The organism is Burkholderia sp. PAMC 26561 (assembly GCF_001557535.2).
Lineage (GTDB): Bacteria > Pseudomonadota > Gammaproteobacteria > Burkholderiales > Burkholderiaceae > Caballeronia.
Map to the genome: position 1 here is coordinate 656,874 of NZ_CP014315.1, position 15,158 is coordinate 672,031.

Below are 15,158 nucleotides of genomic sequence, written 5' to 3' on the forward strand. Positions count from 1 at the left end.
ATCTTTGAGAAAACAGAAATGAACAAGCAAGAACTCGTTGACGCCGTGGCGTCCGCTACCGGCACCAGCAAGGCTGCGGCTGCCGAGGCTATCGATGCATTTATCTCTACCGTGACGCAAGCCGTTGTGAACGGCGACAGCGTTCAGTTCGTCGGCTTCGGCACATTCAGCACGGGTGCGCGGGCTGCACGCACCGGCCGCAACCCGAAGACCGGCGACACCATCCAGATCGCCGCTGCCAAGACGGTCAAGTTTACCGCCGGCAAAGCGTTCAAGGATTTGGTGAACCAGTAAGACTGGCCGTCATGTCCCGCATCGCGTTCTAGCGTCGGACACGGTCGAGCACCGCTTGGGCGGTGCTCGTGGAGCGGGCCGGATCCATCAGCGATCCGGCCGTTTCAAATCTGGCTGCACTTCGAGGCCATGATCAACCAAGGCCGTGATCAACCAATCATTCTTTCCGAACATTCCCTTCGGTCCTTTACACGTCAATCCTTCTGACTCGTGGGCGCTTGCTTACTCCTTTCGATCAGGATTGATGTCTGACACTTGGTCGCTCCACCATTCAGCGCAAGCTAACGCGCTCGCGACAAGTCCTCAAGAACCTTCACCAGCAGTTGCTTGAGTGATTTTCGCCTGGGCAACGCGCCTTCGCTCGAATCTCCGGCAACCCGGATGAGCGCAAATCCCACAATCTGCGCGGCCACCAGAGCGCCGCGCTCGCGCGCTTCACGGCCGCCTATTGCCTTGACTAACGGCGCAATGAAGTCTCGGTGAAGGTATTCCGAGAGTATGGGTCCGGCCGTCACGCTGCCTATGGAAGCCAGCAACAAGCGCAACGGATCGTATCCCGAGCGCCATGCGTCGTCATCGACTTCGCCCATGAGCAAGCTCGCCGCGCGTTCCGGCAACGCTTCGATCCCGTCTGCCAGGAGCGCTTCGACTTCAAACGCCTGCGATGCAATCTCGCGGAACAGGTTTTCCTTCGATCCAAAGTAACGCAGCACCATGGCCGGGTCGAGGTTGGCATCGGCCGCGATTTCACGAACACCCACGCCGTCGTAACTGTTCTGCGAGAAGCGGATTTTCGCGGCATCGAGGATACGCGCACGCGACGCTTCGGAATCTCGCGTGACCTTTTTCGGGGTCTGCATCGTGAAGGGTCGCCCTTTAACTTTAAACTCTGATTTTATCAACAGTCGTTGACAAGCGCCATTTCCGAATTTAGTCTACGACCGTTGACTTAACAAGGAACGATCATGCGTCTTGACGGAAAGCGCGCTGTCATCACCGGCGGAAGCAGCGGCATTGGATTCGAAGCCGCGAAATTATTCATCGAGCAAGGCGCGCGCATCGCGCTGATTGCGCGCGACCGTGCCCGGCTGGACTCGGCGGTGGCGAGTCTGGGGACGGGCGTTATCGGCGTGGCGGCGGACATCTCCCGGCCCGACGCACTCAAACTCGCAATCACCGATATACATAACCAGCTTGGCGGTATCGATATCCTGTTTGCGAATGCGGGTGTGTCGGAGACGCCGCCTATCGCGGAAACGTCGGAGCAGGCCTTCGATGACTTCATGAGCATCAACGTCAAGGGCACGATCTTCACGCTGATTCACGCGTTGCCGTTCTTGCGCGACGGCGCGTCGGTGATCCTCACGGGGTCGGTCGCCGCTCGCAAGGGCCGGCCCGGCGATCCGCTTTACGCGGCGAGCAAGGGCGCGATTCGCAGTTTCGGCAGGACGCTGGCCATGGACGGCGATGTGCTCGCGCACCGCATTCGCGTGAATGTGCTTACGCCCGGCGCGACCGCTACGCCGCTGACGCGTGAGGCGACCGGGAATCCGGAGGTTCGGGCGTATATCGCGGAGATGGTGCCCATGGGCCGATGGGGCGAAGCGTGCGAGATCGCGCAAGCGGCGTTGTTCCTTGCCTCGGACGCGTCGTCGTACATCACTGGCTCGGAGATCACGGTCGACGGGGGCCTGGCGCACGTCTGAATCAACGGCTGGCGCGAACTCCGGATTTCCCGATTGAAAGTTTTCATATAACATGCAAACCGGATAAATCGAGAAAGAGCGAATCTTGTTGCCCAAGGCCCTTACCCTGACGCATCAGGTCGCGCAGCAATTGACGCGCGATATTGGCGACGGTGTTTACCCGGTCGGGACAAAACTCCCGTCGGGCAAGGACCTCGCGCTCCAATTCGGCGTGAGCCAGTCGGTGATCCGCGAAGTCACCGAGCGTTTGCGCGCCCATGGTCTGATCGATAGCAGGCAGGGCGCCGGCTGCACAGTCACGGCACGCACGCAGAGCGGCGGCTTTCAGGTTCCGCAGGCGGTCGGCGCCGACCGCGCGGACCTTGGCGCGGTGTACGAACTGCGGCTCGATCTAGAAGGCGCGTCCGCGGCGCTCGCTGCCGTGCGCCGCACCGACGCCGACATCAAATCGCTGGAAAGCATTCTGCAATCCCTCGCCGACCACCTCTACACCCCCGAACCGGCAGTCGAGCTGGACATCGCGTTCCATGTGGCAATCGCGCATGCCACGCATAACCGTTACTACGTCGATCTGCTGCAGTACCTGAACCTCCAGATCCGCCAGGCGGTGCAAACGGCGCGCACGCATTCGCTCGCGCTTGACCGGCTGCCGGACGCCGTGCATCGCGAACATGTCCGTATCTTCGACGCAATCCGCGCCGGCGACGCGCTCGCTGCCCGTACGGCCGCAACATCGCATCTGCAAAACGCCGCGGCGCGGCTCAACCTCGACATCACCCCTCGCCAACAATGACCGATCTCGCCTTCTCCCAACGTCTTGCCGACAAGCTCGGAACCGACGCCGTCATCACATCTGCCGATGAAATCGCCCCGTGGCTCTCGGATTGGCGCGGCATGTACAAGGGCCAGGCGCAGGCGGTCGTGCGCCCATCGACAACGGACGAAGTCGCCGCATGTCTTGCCTTGTGCTCGGACGTCCGCGTGCCCGTGGTGCCGCGCGGCGGCAATACCGGTTTGTGCGGCGCCGCCACGCCCGATGCGAGTCCGGCCAACGTGATCCTGAGCCTCGATCGCATGAACGCGATTCGAAGTATCGATACCGTGGGCAATACGATGGTCGCCGAAGCCGGCTGCATTCTCGGCAACCTGCGGCGTGCCGCAGAAGAGCAGCACAGGTTGCTTCCGTTAAGCCTTGCGGCCGAAGACTCGTGTCAACTGGGGGGCAACCTCTCGACCAACGCAGGCGGCGTCAATGTCGTGCGTTACGGCATGACGCGTGAACTCGTGCTCGGCCTTGAAGCGGTGTTGCCCAACGGCGAGATCTTTCACGGGCTGCGCACGCTGCGCAAGGACAACACCGGCTACGACCTTAAGCAGTTGATGATCGGCTCGGAGGGCACGCTCGGCATCATTACCGCTGCAGCACTGCGGTTATATGCACGCAATGACGTGCGCGTGGTCGTGCTGGCCGCGGTGAATTCGTCGCAGCAAGCGCTGGAACTGTTCGAGCTTTTGTTCGAGCGCGGCGGTCCGCGCATGCAGGCATTCGAGTTCTTCACGGCGCAATGTCTGGACATGGTGCTCGCGCACGTCGAGGGCATGCGTGCGCCGTTCGCCGAACGTCATCCGGCGTATGTGTTGATCGAACTCGCGGATACCGTCGATGAAACCGCGTTGCGCGAACTCGTGGAAACGGTGATCGGCGAAGCGCTGGAGCGCGAGCTATGCGCCGATGCTGCAGTTTCCGAGTCCATTGCGCAGGTAAATAGCATGTGGCGTTTGCGGGAAGAGATATCGGAGGCTCAACGCGCCGATGGACCGCACCTGAAACATGACGTGTCGCTGCCGATCGAATCGATTCCAGCGTTTCTCGAAACCGCCGGCAAGCGTGTGGAGAATCATCGCGAGGGCGTACGTCTGATCGTTTTCGGTCATTTCGGCGATGGCAACCTGCACTACAACCTGTCGCGCCCGGCCGGCGCACCACGCGATTACTTCGCGCAACATGGCGAAGGCCTGACCGCCGAAGTGCTCGACGAAGTCGCGCGTTATGGCGGCAGCATCAGCGCGGAACATGGCATCGGACAGCTCAAGCGCGAGTATTTCAATCGCTATAAAGACCCGCTGGAGATCCGGCTCATGAAGGAGATCCGCAAGGTCTTCGATCCGAACGGCATCATGAATCCGGGCAAGATTTTCTGAGCGGTTGTAATCAGCGGGACTTCCCGCCAAACCGTATCGCGCGAGCCCCGCGTGTCTTATTGGCTAAGGGCTGTTGGTCGTACTTCAAGCCTGTTTGATCAGATTGGCGTTCAGTTGCCCGACAAGCCCGTAAAGCACGCTGATGAACGGCGCCGGAATCCCCGCCTTCACTGCAATCTCATATGGCGCGCCGAGAATCGCCTCGATTTCAAGTTGGCGGCCAGCTTCCACGTCCTGGAGCATCGATGTCCTGAACGCACCGAGCTTGCGCGTCATCGCGTTGCGGGCGTCAGTGGTCATGGTCAGCTCGATCCCGATCTCCTTGCCAATGCGCCGCGCCTCTTCCATGACGGAAACAACCAGGCTCTTGGTGAGCGGATCGTCCAGGATCACGTCGCCGGTTGATCGCGTAATGGCGCTGATCGGGTTCATGGTCATGTTGCCCCACAGTTTCACCCAGATGTCGCGGCGAATGTCATCGGACGCGACTACGTCGAACTGGGCGTGACGCAACAGTTCGACGGCACGAGCCGCGCGATCGGCCATTCGCGCGGATCCCGGGCCGATGATGAGCTCGTTGCCGTAGCCTTTCCGGATCACGCCGGGCTCTGCAATCGACGATGAAATATGCACCACGCATCCCGATGCCTGCGATGGCGGCAGCGCCGCCGACACCACGCCTCCGGGGTCCACGGACTCAAGACGCTGACCTGCGAGCGCACCGCCGAATTCGTTGAGATACCACCACGGCACGCCGTTCATGACCGACACGATATGCGTGCCGGGACCGACGAGCGGCGTGAGCGAAGCTGCCGCCGCAGTCAGTGCGGGCCCCTTCAGGCAGATGAAAAGCAGGCCTTGCACGCCCAGCGTTTCGGGCTGATCGGTTGCATCGACTTTGAGCGTATAGCGATCATCGCCATCGATCACGCTGAGGCCGTTGCGTTTTATGGCGTCAAGCTGCGCGCCTCGCGCAAGCAGGCTGACCGCCTGGCCGGACCGCGCGAGGCGGGCCGCAACGATACCGCCAATGGCGCCGCCGCCAACCACCGTGATTTTTCCATCTTGCGTATTCAAAACTCTGCCCTCCAAGCGAATCTTGTCCCGAAAGCCCGGGATTGAGCTAAGCTGATGCTATCGATTAATTGATGCGTGCGCAAGCATCTAAAAAACCGCTTGTGCGCTTTCGTCGTAATGCAAAAGCCGGAGGAAAAAAATGAACAATACGACCATGATTCAAAGCCTGTTCACGTATCGATTGCATGTGCTGAAAAAGCAGACCGACAAGGCCATGAACGAAGCGTTCAGCAACGGTATTGCATTGACGCTGACCGAAGCTCGCGTCTTGTTGAGCGTGGGGTCGTTCGGCGCGCTTTCGGTATCGGATCTGGGCCGCGCGTCGAATCTGGATCGCAGCCAGGCGAGCCGTGCAACGGACATTCTCGAGAGAAAAGGACTGGTGGAAAAGACATCGAACGCAATCGATGGCCGTGGTGTTGTCGTGTCGCTGACCACGAAGGGCAAGAAAACATATTCGCGCGCCGCGACGATTGCTCAGGCGCAAAACGACGAAATACTTGCCGCGCTGCTTCCTGCGGAACGTAAAGCAATCCATTCGATGCTCGCGAAACTGGTCGCCGCGCAATGCATGGAAGAAATGGCTGAATGATGTTGATGGCGGCTTGCATTGAATTCCAATGCAGGTGAAAAGTATCTGCGGCATATTATTGGGGTGAGCCGAACGCGCAGTATGCAGCATGGCGCGTGGCGGTCGATTACAGAGTGTCGCCCATATCTGCCGGATAGCGCGCGGTGTGGGGCAAACAAGATGGCATTCCCGCATCAACCCGATATAACCTTGGGTGGCCTCAATATCTGATTATCCTGCTGGTTATAAACAAACCGTCGTCAATGTGTAATCCTCGAGCCGAGCAACGCGATTTGACGTTGCACGCCCGATCCCCGGCCAGCAGCGCATCCGATTAAACGTCCAGCGAATACCTAGGTGTTGTTTTACTGCCGAAACCCGGCGAAGGGTTTATAGGGATGTCTCCCGCGCCAGTCGTTCTATAACGTACGCGCACCGGTCAGTAATAACCCGACCTCACAAAGTGATCTGAAACATCGTTTCAATCAATTAACTTGGAATTGTTTTATTCGATAGGTAATATGAATCTCAGCGCTGCTGCAACGCTGTATATAAATCAAGTCAGCGCACTGAGAGAGAGGTGCCAAAATGAAGCCGAGATTCATATCTTCCGTGCTCGCGGGCGCATTGCTTTTCGCGCCGGTTGTACAAATCGCGAATGCCGCTGTTTATACCAACGGTACGGCGACCGCCACATTTACCGTATCGCTTACGCTGCAAGCCAATTGCACGATTGCCGCCACGCCTTTGAATTTCGGCACAAACGGCGTATTGGCAACCGCGATCAACCAGCAGACCACCCTTGCGGTCACCTGCACGAACACCACGCCGTACAACGTCGGACTCGACGGCGGCAGCGTGGCCGGTTCCACGGTTGCTGCGCGCTTGCTTGCAGGGACTGCCACGGGCAATACGGGTACGACGGTAGCCTTCCAGTTGTATCAGGACGCCGGTCACTCGGTCCCCTGGGGCATCACCCAAGGCACGAACACCGTGGCGGGCACAGGCACCGGGGCGGCCCAGTCCATCACCGTGTACGGTCAGGTTCCTGCGCAAGCTACACCGAAACCTGATCTCTACCAGACCACAGTTACCGCGACGGTTTATTTTTGATCGCCCACGGCGGTTTCATGGCAAGTATCCGGCGCTACGGTGGGGTTCTGTTCGCGCTCCTGACGTGCACGGCGCAGGCCGCCACGCTGCAGATATCGCCCGTGATGGTCGACCTGCAGTCGAACGAGAGCGCAACGGGCATCACGCTGCGTAATCCTGGCGACAAGCCCTTGTACGGGCAGGTACGCATCTTCCGCTGGGATCAGGTCAACCGGGATGACGCGCTCACGCCGACGCAGGAACTGGTCGCCAGTCCGCCGCTGATCCAGATCAGCGCACAGTCGGATCAGCTCGTGCGGCTTGTGCGGACATCGCCTGCGCCCGTGGGGACCGAGCAGAGCTACCGGATCCTGATCGACGAACTGCCTGCGCCCGATACCGCGCCGGCAGACGGCGTGACAATACGCCTGCGCTATTCCGTGCCGGTGTTCGTCGAGCCTGCGGGCAAGGCGACCGTGCCAGCGCTTTCCTGGTCTCTCGCGCACGACGCGAAGGGCTGGGTCCTGCGCGTGGATAACACGGGTGCCAGGCGCGCGCAGATCGCGGCAGTGCAACTGGTGGACAGCGCCGGCAAGCTCCATGAGATCAACAAGGGACTGCTTGGGTACGCGCTCGCCGGGCGCGCCCGCCAATGGTCTGTGCCGCTTCCCGCCGACGCCGATCTTCGCGGCGCCGTGACGGTACGGGCCGCTGTCAATTCATTGCCGCTCGAGGCCGTGGTGACGGTTGCGCCGCCGGGTTGACCGGCGCCACGAACTCATCGCTGCCTTGTTGTCGAGAATGTCGCCGAGAGCTGACATGATGCGTCCCCATTCAATCGATGAGAATACGACGACGCCCCATACGTCATTCACATGGCTTCCGCATCGCGCTTGTCGCAACGGGGCTGGTTGCTGTACTGGAGTGCATGTGTGCTTTTGCGCAGGGGCAATCGCAACCGCAGCCCGGCCCTCCGGTCCGTCCCGACGCCAGCGCGAACCAGCCTCATGACGTGTACCTCGAAGTGATGCTCAATGGCGAGCGTTCCGCCTTGATCGCGCAATTCCGCGAGCTGAACGGCCGGTTGTCGGCGAGCGGCAAGGACCTCGATAACATCGGCCTGGCGATCGACCGGCTCGGCATCACGGAGACAGCCGAGGTGCCGCTCGATTCGATTCGCGGGCTGCATTACACCTACGACGCGGCGCGCCAGCGCGTCACGCTGCAAGCGCCGGACGCCATCCGCAAGCCCTATACGTTCGATACCCGCGCGCTCACCGCCACGCCGCCCGCCACATCGTCGCGCGGGTTCCTGATCAACTACGACGCGTACGCGCAATCCAACACGGACGCACAGCTCGCGATCTGGAGCGAGGAGCGTTACTTCGATCCCGCCGGTGTGTTCAGCAATACGGGCACCGCGTACCTGTACAAGAACGATCATCGATACACACGCTACGACACATCGTGGAGCACGTCGGACCCCGCCACGCTCGACACGAAGCAGTTCGGCGACACCATCTCTTCGTCGCTCGCGTGGTCGCGCTCGGTGCGTATCGGCGGTTTTCAGTGGCGCAGCAACTTCGCGCTGCGCCCCGATCTCGTCACTTTTCCCGTGCCCGCGTTCGGCGGCTCGGCGGTCGTGCCTTCATCGGTGGATCTGTATGTGAACAGCGTGCGTCAGTTCAGCGGCAACGTGCCGAGCGGTCCGTTCATTGTGAACAACGTGCCAGGGATCACCGGCGGCGGTCAGGCGACGGTGATCACGCGCGACGCGCTGGGCCGCACGGTCGAGACATCGGTGCCGCTCTATGTGGATACGCGTCTGCTCGCGGCCGGTTTGTCGAGCTATTCGTTCGAAGCCGGGTTCCTGCGCCGCGCGTACGGACTGGACTCGTTCCAATACGATCCGAAGCCGGCGCTGAGTGCATCGGCGAGGCATGGGCTGAACGACTACCTCACACTCGAAGCGCACACCGAAGCCACCAGCGGCGTTTATAACGCAGGGGCCGGCGCGCTCGTACGCATGGGGATGGCCGGCGTGCTCAACGGATCGCTCTCGGCGAGCACGGGGCGGCTTGCGGGTACGCAGGCGAGCCTGGGCTATGAATTGATCGAACCGCATTTTTCCATCGATGCACAAAGCATTCGCGCGTTCGGCAACTACGGCGATCTTGCTGCACGCGACGGCTCGCCCGTGCCCACCGCGACCGATCGCGTCACCGTGGCCGTTCCTTTTTTCAGCACGCAAACGTTTTCGGTGAGCTACATTGGCTTCAGGTATCCGCAGGCGCAACCTTCGCAGATCGGATCGGTGGCCTACACGTTGAACGTGGGCAACCTGGCTTCGGTGAACCTCAGCGCGTATCAGGATTTCCGGCAACGCGAGTCGCGCGGTGCGTTCCTCAGCGTGAGCTTCGGGCTTGGCAACAACACGTCGGTGAATGCGACCGTCGGGCGGCAGAACGGGCAGTCGAACTACAACGTCAACGCAAGCCGGCCGCCGAACTACGACGGCGGCTGGGGATGGGGCGTGCAGGCAGGCAACGCGGGCGCGTCGCCGTATCGGCAGGCGCAGGTGCAGTATCTCGGCAGCGGCGGGGAGGTGACGGCGCTCGCGCAGCAGATCTCCGGGCGTACGACCGGGTCCCTCGATCTGTCGGGAACCGTCGTGATGATGGACGGCAGCGTGAAACCCTCGCGCCGTATCTACGACGGCTTCGCGCTGGTGTCCACGGACGGTATTGCCGGGATTCCCGTGCTGCATGAGAACCGCGTGATCGGCGTGACGGATCGCGCGGGGCATCTGCTCGTGCCCGACTTGAACTCTTACCAGGACAACCGGGTTGGCATCGATGGCATGAAGCTTCCCGCCGATGCCCGGATCGACACCACGACGATGAACCTCGTGCCGCAATCCCAATCCGGCGTGCTCGCGCATTTTGGCGTGACGCGATACAGCGCGGCATCGGTGATTCTGCAGGGGCTCGACGGCAAGGTGCTGCCGCCGGGCGCAACGGTGCGGCACGAGGAGAGCGGCAAGGAGACCATTGTCGGGTTCGACGGGCTGACGTTCATAGAGGGTCTGCAGAAAGAGAACCATCTCGTGGTCGACAGCGGCGCGCTGCATTGCCGCGTGACGTTCGCCTACACCCGGCCGGACGATGGTTCGCTGCCGACTATCGGACCGTTGACTTGCTTGAGCAAGGTGGGAGACGTGCGATGAAACGCATGTTCTTCCTGTTCGTCATGGCGATCGTGTTGTCACTTTCAATGTCCAGCCGCGCCAGTGCGCAATCGTGCACGGCGGTCGCGACGGACCTGAACTTCGGCACGGTGAGCCCGATCAGCCGGGCCTCGTCCGCGGCGACCAGCACCGTCAGCGTCACGTGCACGTGGCCTGCCGTCACGCTCGTGCCGAACGCGCAGATCTGCCTGAATCTCGGCGGCACCAGTCCCCGCCAGCTTCTCAACGGCACGAACCAGATGCAATACGACTTGTATTCGGACGCAGGGCATTCGGTGTCTTGGGGTTCGACTGCCGCGGGCACCACGCCGATCTCGTTCACGATGTCCAAACCCGCGCTCAGCACGACCCTCACGCAGCCAGTGACGGTTTATGGACAGATATCGGCGAACCAGCCGACCGTGCCGAGCGTCGGCAACGCCAGCACGCTTTATACGCAGAGTTTCAGCGGCACGCAGACATCGCTGAACGTGGGGTTTTATCTGCTGGGCACGGGGCTCGCATGTTCGACGCTGGCCGCGAGCGGGACCTTCGGATTCAGCGCGAACGCGACGGTGGTCAATAACTGCAATATCAGCGCGACGAACATCACGTTCACGCCGGCCGCATTGCTCAACACCGCGTTGACCGCGAGCGGGACGATCACGGCGCAGTGCACCAACGGCGATGCTTACAAGATCACACTGGATGGCGGTTCGAACGGCACGGTGGGCGCACGCAACATGCTGCGTACGGGCGGGGCGAAGATCGGCTACCAGCTTTATATCGATCAGCAGTTCGCCACGCCTTGGGGCGATGGCACCGCGGGGACATCGGCGGCTACGGGGACGGGCACCGGGCTCGCGCAGGTGATGAGTGTCTATGGGCGTGTGCCCGCGCAAACCACGCCGGCGCCGGGTACCTACACGGACACGATCACGGCGACGATCAGCTTTTAACGCGGCTTAAAAGCCGACCATCCACACAGTCGGCGCTGCGGGACCGCCGGCGCTGGCCGACGAGTACAGCGCGGCCGGCTGCTGCGCGGGATCGACCGTGACAAGCGCGATGTCGTAGGGCTGCCCGTGCAGGCACGACACGCTCGGCCGCACAACCGGCGAGGGTTCTACGGCCGACTGGATCATGCAGCTTTCCTGCACGATCAGGCTGACGGAGATGGTCGTCAGTTCTGTTGGCGAAACATTCGATGCAAATGCACCCGGCAAGAGCGCACTCATCGCGAGCGTCAGGGTTTTTCGCAACATATCAGGTTCGGAGGTGGCGCCGGGCACGAAAAGCGCCGGACCGAATAGTGCAAACGGATCCGGCGCAAAGAGACACTGCATGCTTAGTAACGGCGTCTTGCGTGAAAACTTTAGCCGTCTGAATGCAGCGGTGCCAGGGTAACCGGCATTCTCAGGGAAAATCCATCCCGCGGTGTTTTCTTCAGCGCAACGTCTTCAGCCATCCGGCGATTGCGTCGGCGGTCCAGACGGGATCGTCGTGGGGAAGATCGTGGCCGGCCCACGCGTGTTGCCTATGTTCGGCCTGCCACTGCTTCGCAATGCGCTCGGAACACACCGCTTTGACAAGATGATCCATCTTCGATGACAACAGCAGCGTCGGACACGCCGGCGCCTGCTCGCCGGCACGAAACCGCGCAGCGGCCCAAAGCTGCCGCAATGCGTTTTTCGCGCTTACGGGCGCGACCCGGCGGATCGTGGTCCACACGGCGAGGTCATCGTCGAAGGTGTCCGTGCGGTTGCATGTCACGCCGTGGATGATGCCTTCGCATCGCAGCGGATCGTTCCACAGGGCGGCCGCGCGCAGCAATTGCGGCCATGCGGCAAGTTGCAGGCGTTCTTGCATGGCCGCGAACGGGCGCATGCTCGTGTTGATCAACACCAGGCGTTCGATATCCTCTGGATATCGTTGCGCCCAGTCGGTTGCGACCATGCCGCCAAGCGACATCGCGAGCAACCGGTAGGGCGGTTTCAGTCCTGCTGCGGCTGCGCGCGAGCGGACGAAAATGGTCATGTCGGATACGTTGAGGTGCGCAGCCAGTGCGCTTTCGCGGCCATTTCCAGGCAGGTCGAGCAGCGTGACCTGATCGCCGGGCAGGGCTGCTTCAAGCCGCAGATGCTCCAGGAACTTGCCCCAGTGGCGCCCCTCGCGCGTCAGTCCACGCAGCAGAATCCAGGCGCTCATCGCGATGACTTGCGTTGCCAGTGTTCCATGGCGCGCTCGAGGATGGGGGCGCGCGCATCGCCTTCAGGCATCCATCTGTTCGATGCAAATGCCGCGCGTGTCAGGAAATCGAAAAAATTCGCGTGACGACGCAGCACCCGTTCCACGCGATGCGCCTTGATGGGATTGAACATGCCGAGACGCGAAAAGAGCTGGCGCGGATTCTTGCGGATCCAGCGCCATGAGCCGAGTTCGAGAGTCATTGGCAAGAAGACGTTGGACGGCGGCGTCTGGTCATACGCGCAATCCCACAAGTCGCCATGAAGCAGGTATTGATGGCTCTGCGGCTCGAACGCATAACCGTGATGCGGGTACGCCTGTTCGAACATGACCTTGAGCTGGTACATCTCCGGAAGATGCGGCATCTGCTTTTGCGTGCGCGCGTACGGAAACCAGATGCTGTCGTCCCAACCGTAGCCCGAGTGACAATCGAGCGCGAAGCTGAGCGGACGGTTCATCAGTTCGTGCTTGACGACTCCAAGCAGCGCTTCGCTTTCGACTTCGAGCGCGGTGTCACGCGCTCCGCGATACCACGGCAGCCACGAACCGATCCGCTGCCCGCCCGCCAGGAATGGCACACGGCCCTCCGCGTTTTGCGGTGCATTGCGCATCAGGTCGACGCCGTTAGGGTTCGACCGCGTGTTTGCCCACATGCCGCCAGGATTGACGATCGGCATGAAGACGAGCCGCACCGATTGCAGTTGCTGAAGCAGCAGTTCGTCCCATTCGAGGCGGCGCAGCAGTGCACGCATGTAGTCGAGGATGAGTTGCGTGCCGATACGCTCCAGCCCGTGCACGCCGCCAAAAAAGCCGATGGCGGGCGCTTGCGGATCTTCCGAGCCGATGCTTGCAGTCAGGATAGGGAAGGTGCGTGCGCCCGCACGCACCTCGCCGACCGTGCGAGTTTGCAGACGCTTCACGCCTGAACTCAGGATGGCGTTTAGATCGTCGAGCTCCGCAAAGCTTTCGGACGCCACGCGTAAAGTACTCATGCCACGGCCCGGTTAATTGAATCAGGACTTGACTGGCCTGCCCGTCTTGACGGTCTCGACGGCAGCAACCGCAGCGGTAAGCTGTTCGATATTCGCAGCCTCGAGTATGAGCAGTCCGGCGCGCAACAACTCGCCTTTTTTTACATGCACGCCGTTCGCGAGGCATTTTTGTTTCAGCGCGGCGATCTTGTCGTAATCGGATTTCGGCATCGTGAAACTGTCGCGCACGACTTTTTCCTTCTTCGCGCGCTTGGGCTTTTCGTGGGTGTCGGGCTCAGCGGGTGCTGTTTTGACTTTCGACTTGACCGGCACTTTCACGGCTTTCGCCTGGACTTCAGTGGCGGCTTCCACGGCTTTGGCGCTTGCCTTGCGTTTGCTGACCGCAACAGGCGCTGCAGGAGTGGTTTCGATCGGCGTGGCGTTCAAAATTTCAGCGGCTTTCTTGCTTGGGCTCTTCGTGGTGGATGCGTGCATGAGGTCTCCGGAAAAATAATAGTACAAACAGTATATACGGTTTATTTCCCTGTTCAAAAACCGCTGCTCGCGATAACTGGGCGGCACGTGTGCCGGATTACTGCCATCATTGGGAACGTTTGTTGCCTGATGCCTTGCTGTCCAGGTCACCCCGTCCACCTTCTTTTCATTCAAATTTCCCATGACGAATCGCGCACTTATAGTTGGAGTCAGCGGCATCGCGGGCAGTAATCTCGCGGACCGGCTCATTGAATCGCGCTGGGAAGTCCACGGACTTTCACGCGGCCGCACGCCCGTTTCGGCGAACGTCAAGCCGGTTATTGCCGATCTGACGTCGGCGGAATCGGTCAAGGCGGCGCTCGAGGAAATCGATGTCACGCACGTATTTCTCACCACATGGGCGCGTCAGGCGACCGAGAGCGAGAACATCCGTGTGAACGGCGCCATGGTGAGCAATGTGCTCGATGCGCTGGAGCAGGGTCCATCGAAGCTCGAACACGTCGCGCTCGTCACCGGGCTCAAGCATTATCTCGGGCCGTTCGAGGCATACGCAACGGGCGCCGTGCCCGACACGCCATTTCGCGAGAGCCAGGGTCGTCAGGACGTCGATAACTTCTACTACGAGCAGGAAGATCGCGTATTCGCCGCAGCGAAGCGGCAGGGCTTCTCATGGAGCGTGCATCGTCCGCATACGATCATTGGCTTTGCCATCGGCAACGCGATGAACATGGGTACGACGCTCGCGGTGTATGCAACCCTCTGCAAGCATTCGGGGCTGCCGTTCGTGTTCCCCGGCTCGCCGATGCAATGGAACGGCCTCACCGATATGACAGATGCACGTATGCTGGCACGCCATCTCGAATGGGCCTCGACCACGGACGCGGCAAAGAACGAAGACTTCAACATCGTGAATGGCGACGTGTTCCGCTGGAAATGGATGTGGTCGCGGATCGCGGAGTACTTCGGCGTGGAACCCGTTCCCTTCGATGGCGAAGTGCGGCCGCTCGAAAGCCGGATGCAGGAGAGTGCGGCGCTATGGAAGGAGATCGCCGGCCGCTTCGACCTTGTGGAAAGCGATATCACCAAGCTTGCATCGTGGTGGCACACCGATGCAGACCTTGGCCGTCCGATGGAAGTCGTCACCGACATGGCCAAGAGCCGCAAGCTCGGGTTCCTTGATTTCCAGCCTACCGATGAATCGTTTTACGATCTGTTCGACCGGCTGAAGGTACAGAGGATCATTCCTTGACCGTGGCGGCATAGAAAACCGCGCCCGG

Annotated in this window: 16 protein-coding genes; 10 read left to right on the plus strand and 6 right to left on the minus strand. The window is 61.0% G+C overall.

Annotated features, from left to right (window positions below; translation table 11 throughout):
* The first annotated feature begins 18 nt into the window (after nucleotides 1–18).
* Nucleotides 19–294 carry an HU family DNA-binding protein gene (locus tag AXG89_RS37670; RefSeq protein ID WP_047894900.1) on the plus strand — a complete coding sequence of 92 codons (276 nt, stop codon included), beginning with the start codon at nucleotides 19–21 and terminating at the stop codon, nucleotides 292–294.
* Nucleotides 295–575: 281 nt separating this feature from the next.
* On the opposite strand, the gene AXG89_RS37675 is transcribed toward AXG89_RS37670, so the two are convergent.
* Nucleotides 576–1,154 (minus strand): TetR/AcrR family transcriptional regulator, encoded by a 579-nt coding sequence (locus AXG89_RS37675; protein WP_075360229.1) that lies wholly within the window; start codon nucleotides 1,152–1,154, stop codon nucleotides 576–578.
* Nucleotides 1,155–1,259: 105 nt separating this feature from the next.
* Between AXG89_RS37675 and AXG89_RS37680 the strand changes: the two genes are divergently transcribed.
* From AXG89_RS37680 to AXG89_RS37690, 3 genes are all read left to right on the plus strand, one after another.
* Nucleotides 1,260–2,000: an SDR family NAD(P)-dependent oxidoreductase gene (locus AXG89_RS37680; protein WP_083638117.1), complete on the plus strand. Its 741-nt coding sequence runs from the start codon at nucleotides 1,260–1,262 to the stop codon at nucleotides 1,998–2,000.
* Nucleotides 2,001–2,085: 85 nt separating this feature from the next.
* Entirely contained in the window at nucleotides 2,086–2,793 is a 708-nt protein-coding gene (locus AXG89_RS37685; protein WP_075360231.1) for a FadR/GntR family transcriptional regulator, read from the plus strand.
* A complete protein-coding gene (locus AXG89_RS37690) occupies nucleotides 2,790–4,202 on the plus strand; it encodes an FAD-binding oxidoreductase (protein ID WP_075360232.1) in 1,413 nt (470 codons plus the stop codon). The genes AXG89_RS37685 and AXG89_RS37690 overlap by 4 nt, the downstream gene beginning before the upstream one ends.
* Before the next feature lie 84 nt (nucleotides 4,203–4,286).
* Here AXG89_RS37690 and AXG89_RS37695 read toward each other — a convergent pair whose 3' ends face one another.
* Nucleotides 4,287–5,279 (minus strand): 2-dehydropantoate 2-reductase, encoded by a 993-nt coding sequence (locus AXG89_RS37695; RefSeq protein ID WP_086386591.1) that lies wholly within the window; start codon nucleotides 5,277–5,279, stop codon nucleotides 4,287–4,289.
* Between the two features lie 139 nt (nucleotides 5,280–5,418).
* On the opposite strand from AXG89_RS37695, the gene AXG89_RS37700 reads away from it, so the two are divergent.
* The 5 genes from AXG89_RS37700 to AXG89_RS37720 all read left to right on the plus strand — a co-directional run bounded on the left by AXG89_RS37700 (nucleotide 5,419) and on the right by AXG89_RS37720 (nucleotide 11,127).
* A complete protein-coding gene (locus tag AXG89_RS37700) occupies nucleotides 5,419–5,871 on the plus strand; it encodes a MarR family winged helix-turn-helix transcriptional regulator (protein ID WP_075360234.1) in 453 nt (150 codons plus the stop codon).
* 567 nt (nucleotides 5,872–6,438) lie between these two features.
* Nucleotides 6,439–6,963 (plus strand): Csu type fimbrial protein, encoded by a 525-nt coding sequence (locus tag AXG89_RS37705; protein WP_062001039.1) that lies wholly within the window; start codon nucleotides 6,439–6,441, stop codon nucleotides 6,961–6,963.
* A gap of 17 nt (nucleotides 6,964–6,980) precedes the next feature.
* A complete protein-coding gene (locus tag AXG89_RS37710; RefSeq protein ID WP_062001038.1) occupies nucleotides 6,981–7,706 on the plus strand; it encodes a fimbrial biogenesis chaperone in 726 nt (241 codons plus the stop codon).
* Between the two features lie 164 nt (nucleotides 7,707–7,870).
* A complete protein-coding gene (locus tag AXG89_RS37715; RefSeq protein ID WP_075360235.1) occupies nucleotides 7,871–10,168 on the plus strand; it encodes a fimbria/pilus outer membrane usher protein in 2,298 nt (765 codons plus the stop codon).
* A 5-nt stretch (nucleotides 10,169–10,173) separates the two neighbouring features.
* Entirely contained in the window at nucleotides 10,174–11,127 is a 954-nt protein-coding gene (locus AXG89_RS37720) for a Csu type fimbrial protein (RefSeq protein WP_372237099.1), read from the plus strand.
* A gap of 6 nt (nucleotides 11,128–11,133) precedes the next feature.
* Here AXG89_RS37720 and AXG89_RS37725 read toward each other — a convergent pair whose 3' ends face one another.
* The 4 genes from AXG89_RS37725 to AXG89_RS37740 all read right to left on the minus strand — a co-directional run bounded on the left by AXG89_RS37725 (nucleotide 11,134) and on the right by AXG89_RS37740 (nucleotide 14,100).
* Nucleotides 11,134–11,433 (minus strand): hypothetical protein, encoded by a 300-nt coding sequence (locus AXG89_RS37725; RefSeq protein WP_143325685.1) that lies wholly within the window; start codon nucleotides 11,431–11,433, stop codon nucleotides 11,134–11,136.
* A 181-nt stretch (nucleotides 11,434–11,614) separates the two neighbouring features.
* Nucleotides 11,615–12,376, minus strand: a complete 762-nt coding sequence (locus AXG89_RS37730; protein WP_075360238.1) for an alpha/beta fold hydrolase — start codon at nucleotides 12,374–12,376, stop codon at nucleotides 11,615–11,617.
* Nucleotides 12,373–13,407, minus strand: coding sequence for a M14 family zinc carboxypeptidase (locus AXG89_RS37735; RefSeq protein WP_075360239.1), 1,035 nt, complete (start codon nucleotides 13,405–13,407; stop codon nucleotides 12,373–12,375). The genes AXG89_RS37730 and AXG89_RS37735 overlap by 4 nt, the downstream gene beginning before the upstream one ends.
* Before the next feature lie 21 nt (nucleotides 13,408–13,428).
* Nucleotides 13,429–14,100, minus strand: a complete 672-nt coding sequence (locus AXG89_RS37740; RefSeq protein WP_335672021.1) for a hypothetical protein — start codon at nucleotides 14,098–14,100, stop codon at nucleotides 13,429–13,431.
* Here AXG89_RS37740 and AXG89_RS37745 point away from each other — a divergent pair.
* The gene (locus AXG89_RS37745; protein ID WP_075360240.1) at nucleotides 14,063–15,130 is read left to right on the plus strand and encodes an SDR family oxidoreductase; all 1,068 of its coding nucleotides are present in this window, start codon (nucleotides 14,063–14,065) and stop codon (nucleotides 15,128–15,130) included. The genes AXG89_RS37740 and AXG89_RS37745 overlap by 38 nt on opposite strands.
* Nucleotides 15,131–15,158 lie beyond the last annotated feature (28 nt).

Coding starts and splice junctions, on each gene's coding strand:
- AXG89_RS37670 (WP_047894900.1), top strand. CDS start 19: ATGAACAAGCAAGAACTCGTTGACGCCGTGGCGTCCGCTACCGGCACC.
- AXG89_RS37675 (WP_075360229.1), bottom strand. CDS start 1,154: ATGCAGACCCCGAAAAAGGTCACGCGAGATTCCGAAGCGTCGCGTGCG.
- AXG89_RS37680 (WP_083638117.1), top strand. CDS start 1,260: ATGCGTCTTGACGGAAAGCGCGCTGTCATCACCGGCGGAAGCAGCGGC.
- AXG89_RS37690 (WP_075360232.1), top strand. CDS start 2,790: ATGACCGATCTCGCCTTCTCCCAACGTCTTGCCGACAAGCTCGGAACC.
- AXG89_RS37700 (WP_075360234.1), top strand. CDS start 5,419: ATGAACAATACGACCATGATTCAAAGCCTGTTCACGTATCGATTGCAT.
- AXG89_RS37705 (WP_062001039.1), top strand. CDS start 6,439: ATGAAGCCGAGATTCATATCTTCCGTGCTCGCGGGCGCATTGCTTTTC.
- AXG89_RS37710 (WP_062001038.1), top strand. CDS start 6,981: ATGGCAAGTATCCGGCGCTACGGTGGGGTTCTGTTCGCGCTCCTGACG.
- AXG89_RS37715 (WP_075360235.1), top strand. CDS start 7,871: ATGTGTGCTTTTGCGCAGGGGCAATCGCAACCGCAGCCCGGCCCTCCG.
- AXG89_RS37720 (WP_372237099.1), top strand. CDS start 10,174: ATGTTCTTCCTGTTCGTCATGGCGATCGTGTTGTCACTTTCAATGTCC.
- AXG89_RS37725 (WP_143325685.1), bottom strand. CDS start 11,433: ATGTTGCGAAAAACCCTGACGCTCGCGATGAGTGCGCTCTTGCCGGGT.
- AXG89_RS37730 (WP_075360238.1), bottom strand. CDS start 12,376: ATGAGCGCCTGGATTCTGCTGCGTGGACTGACGCGCGAGGGGCGCCAC.
- AXG89_RS37735 (WP_075360239.1), bottom strand. CDS start 13,407: ATGAGTACTTTACGCGTGGCGTCCGAAAGCTTTGCGGAGCTCGACGAT.
- AXG89_RS37745 (WP_075360240.1), top strand. CDS start 14,063: ATGACGAATCGCGCACTTATAGTTGGAGTCAGCGGCATCGCGGGCAGT.
- AXG89_RS37740 (WP_335672021.1), bottom strand. CDS start 14,100: ATGCCGCTGACTCCAACTATAAGTGCGCGATTCGTCATGGGAAATTTG.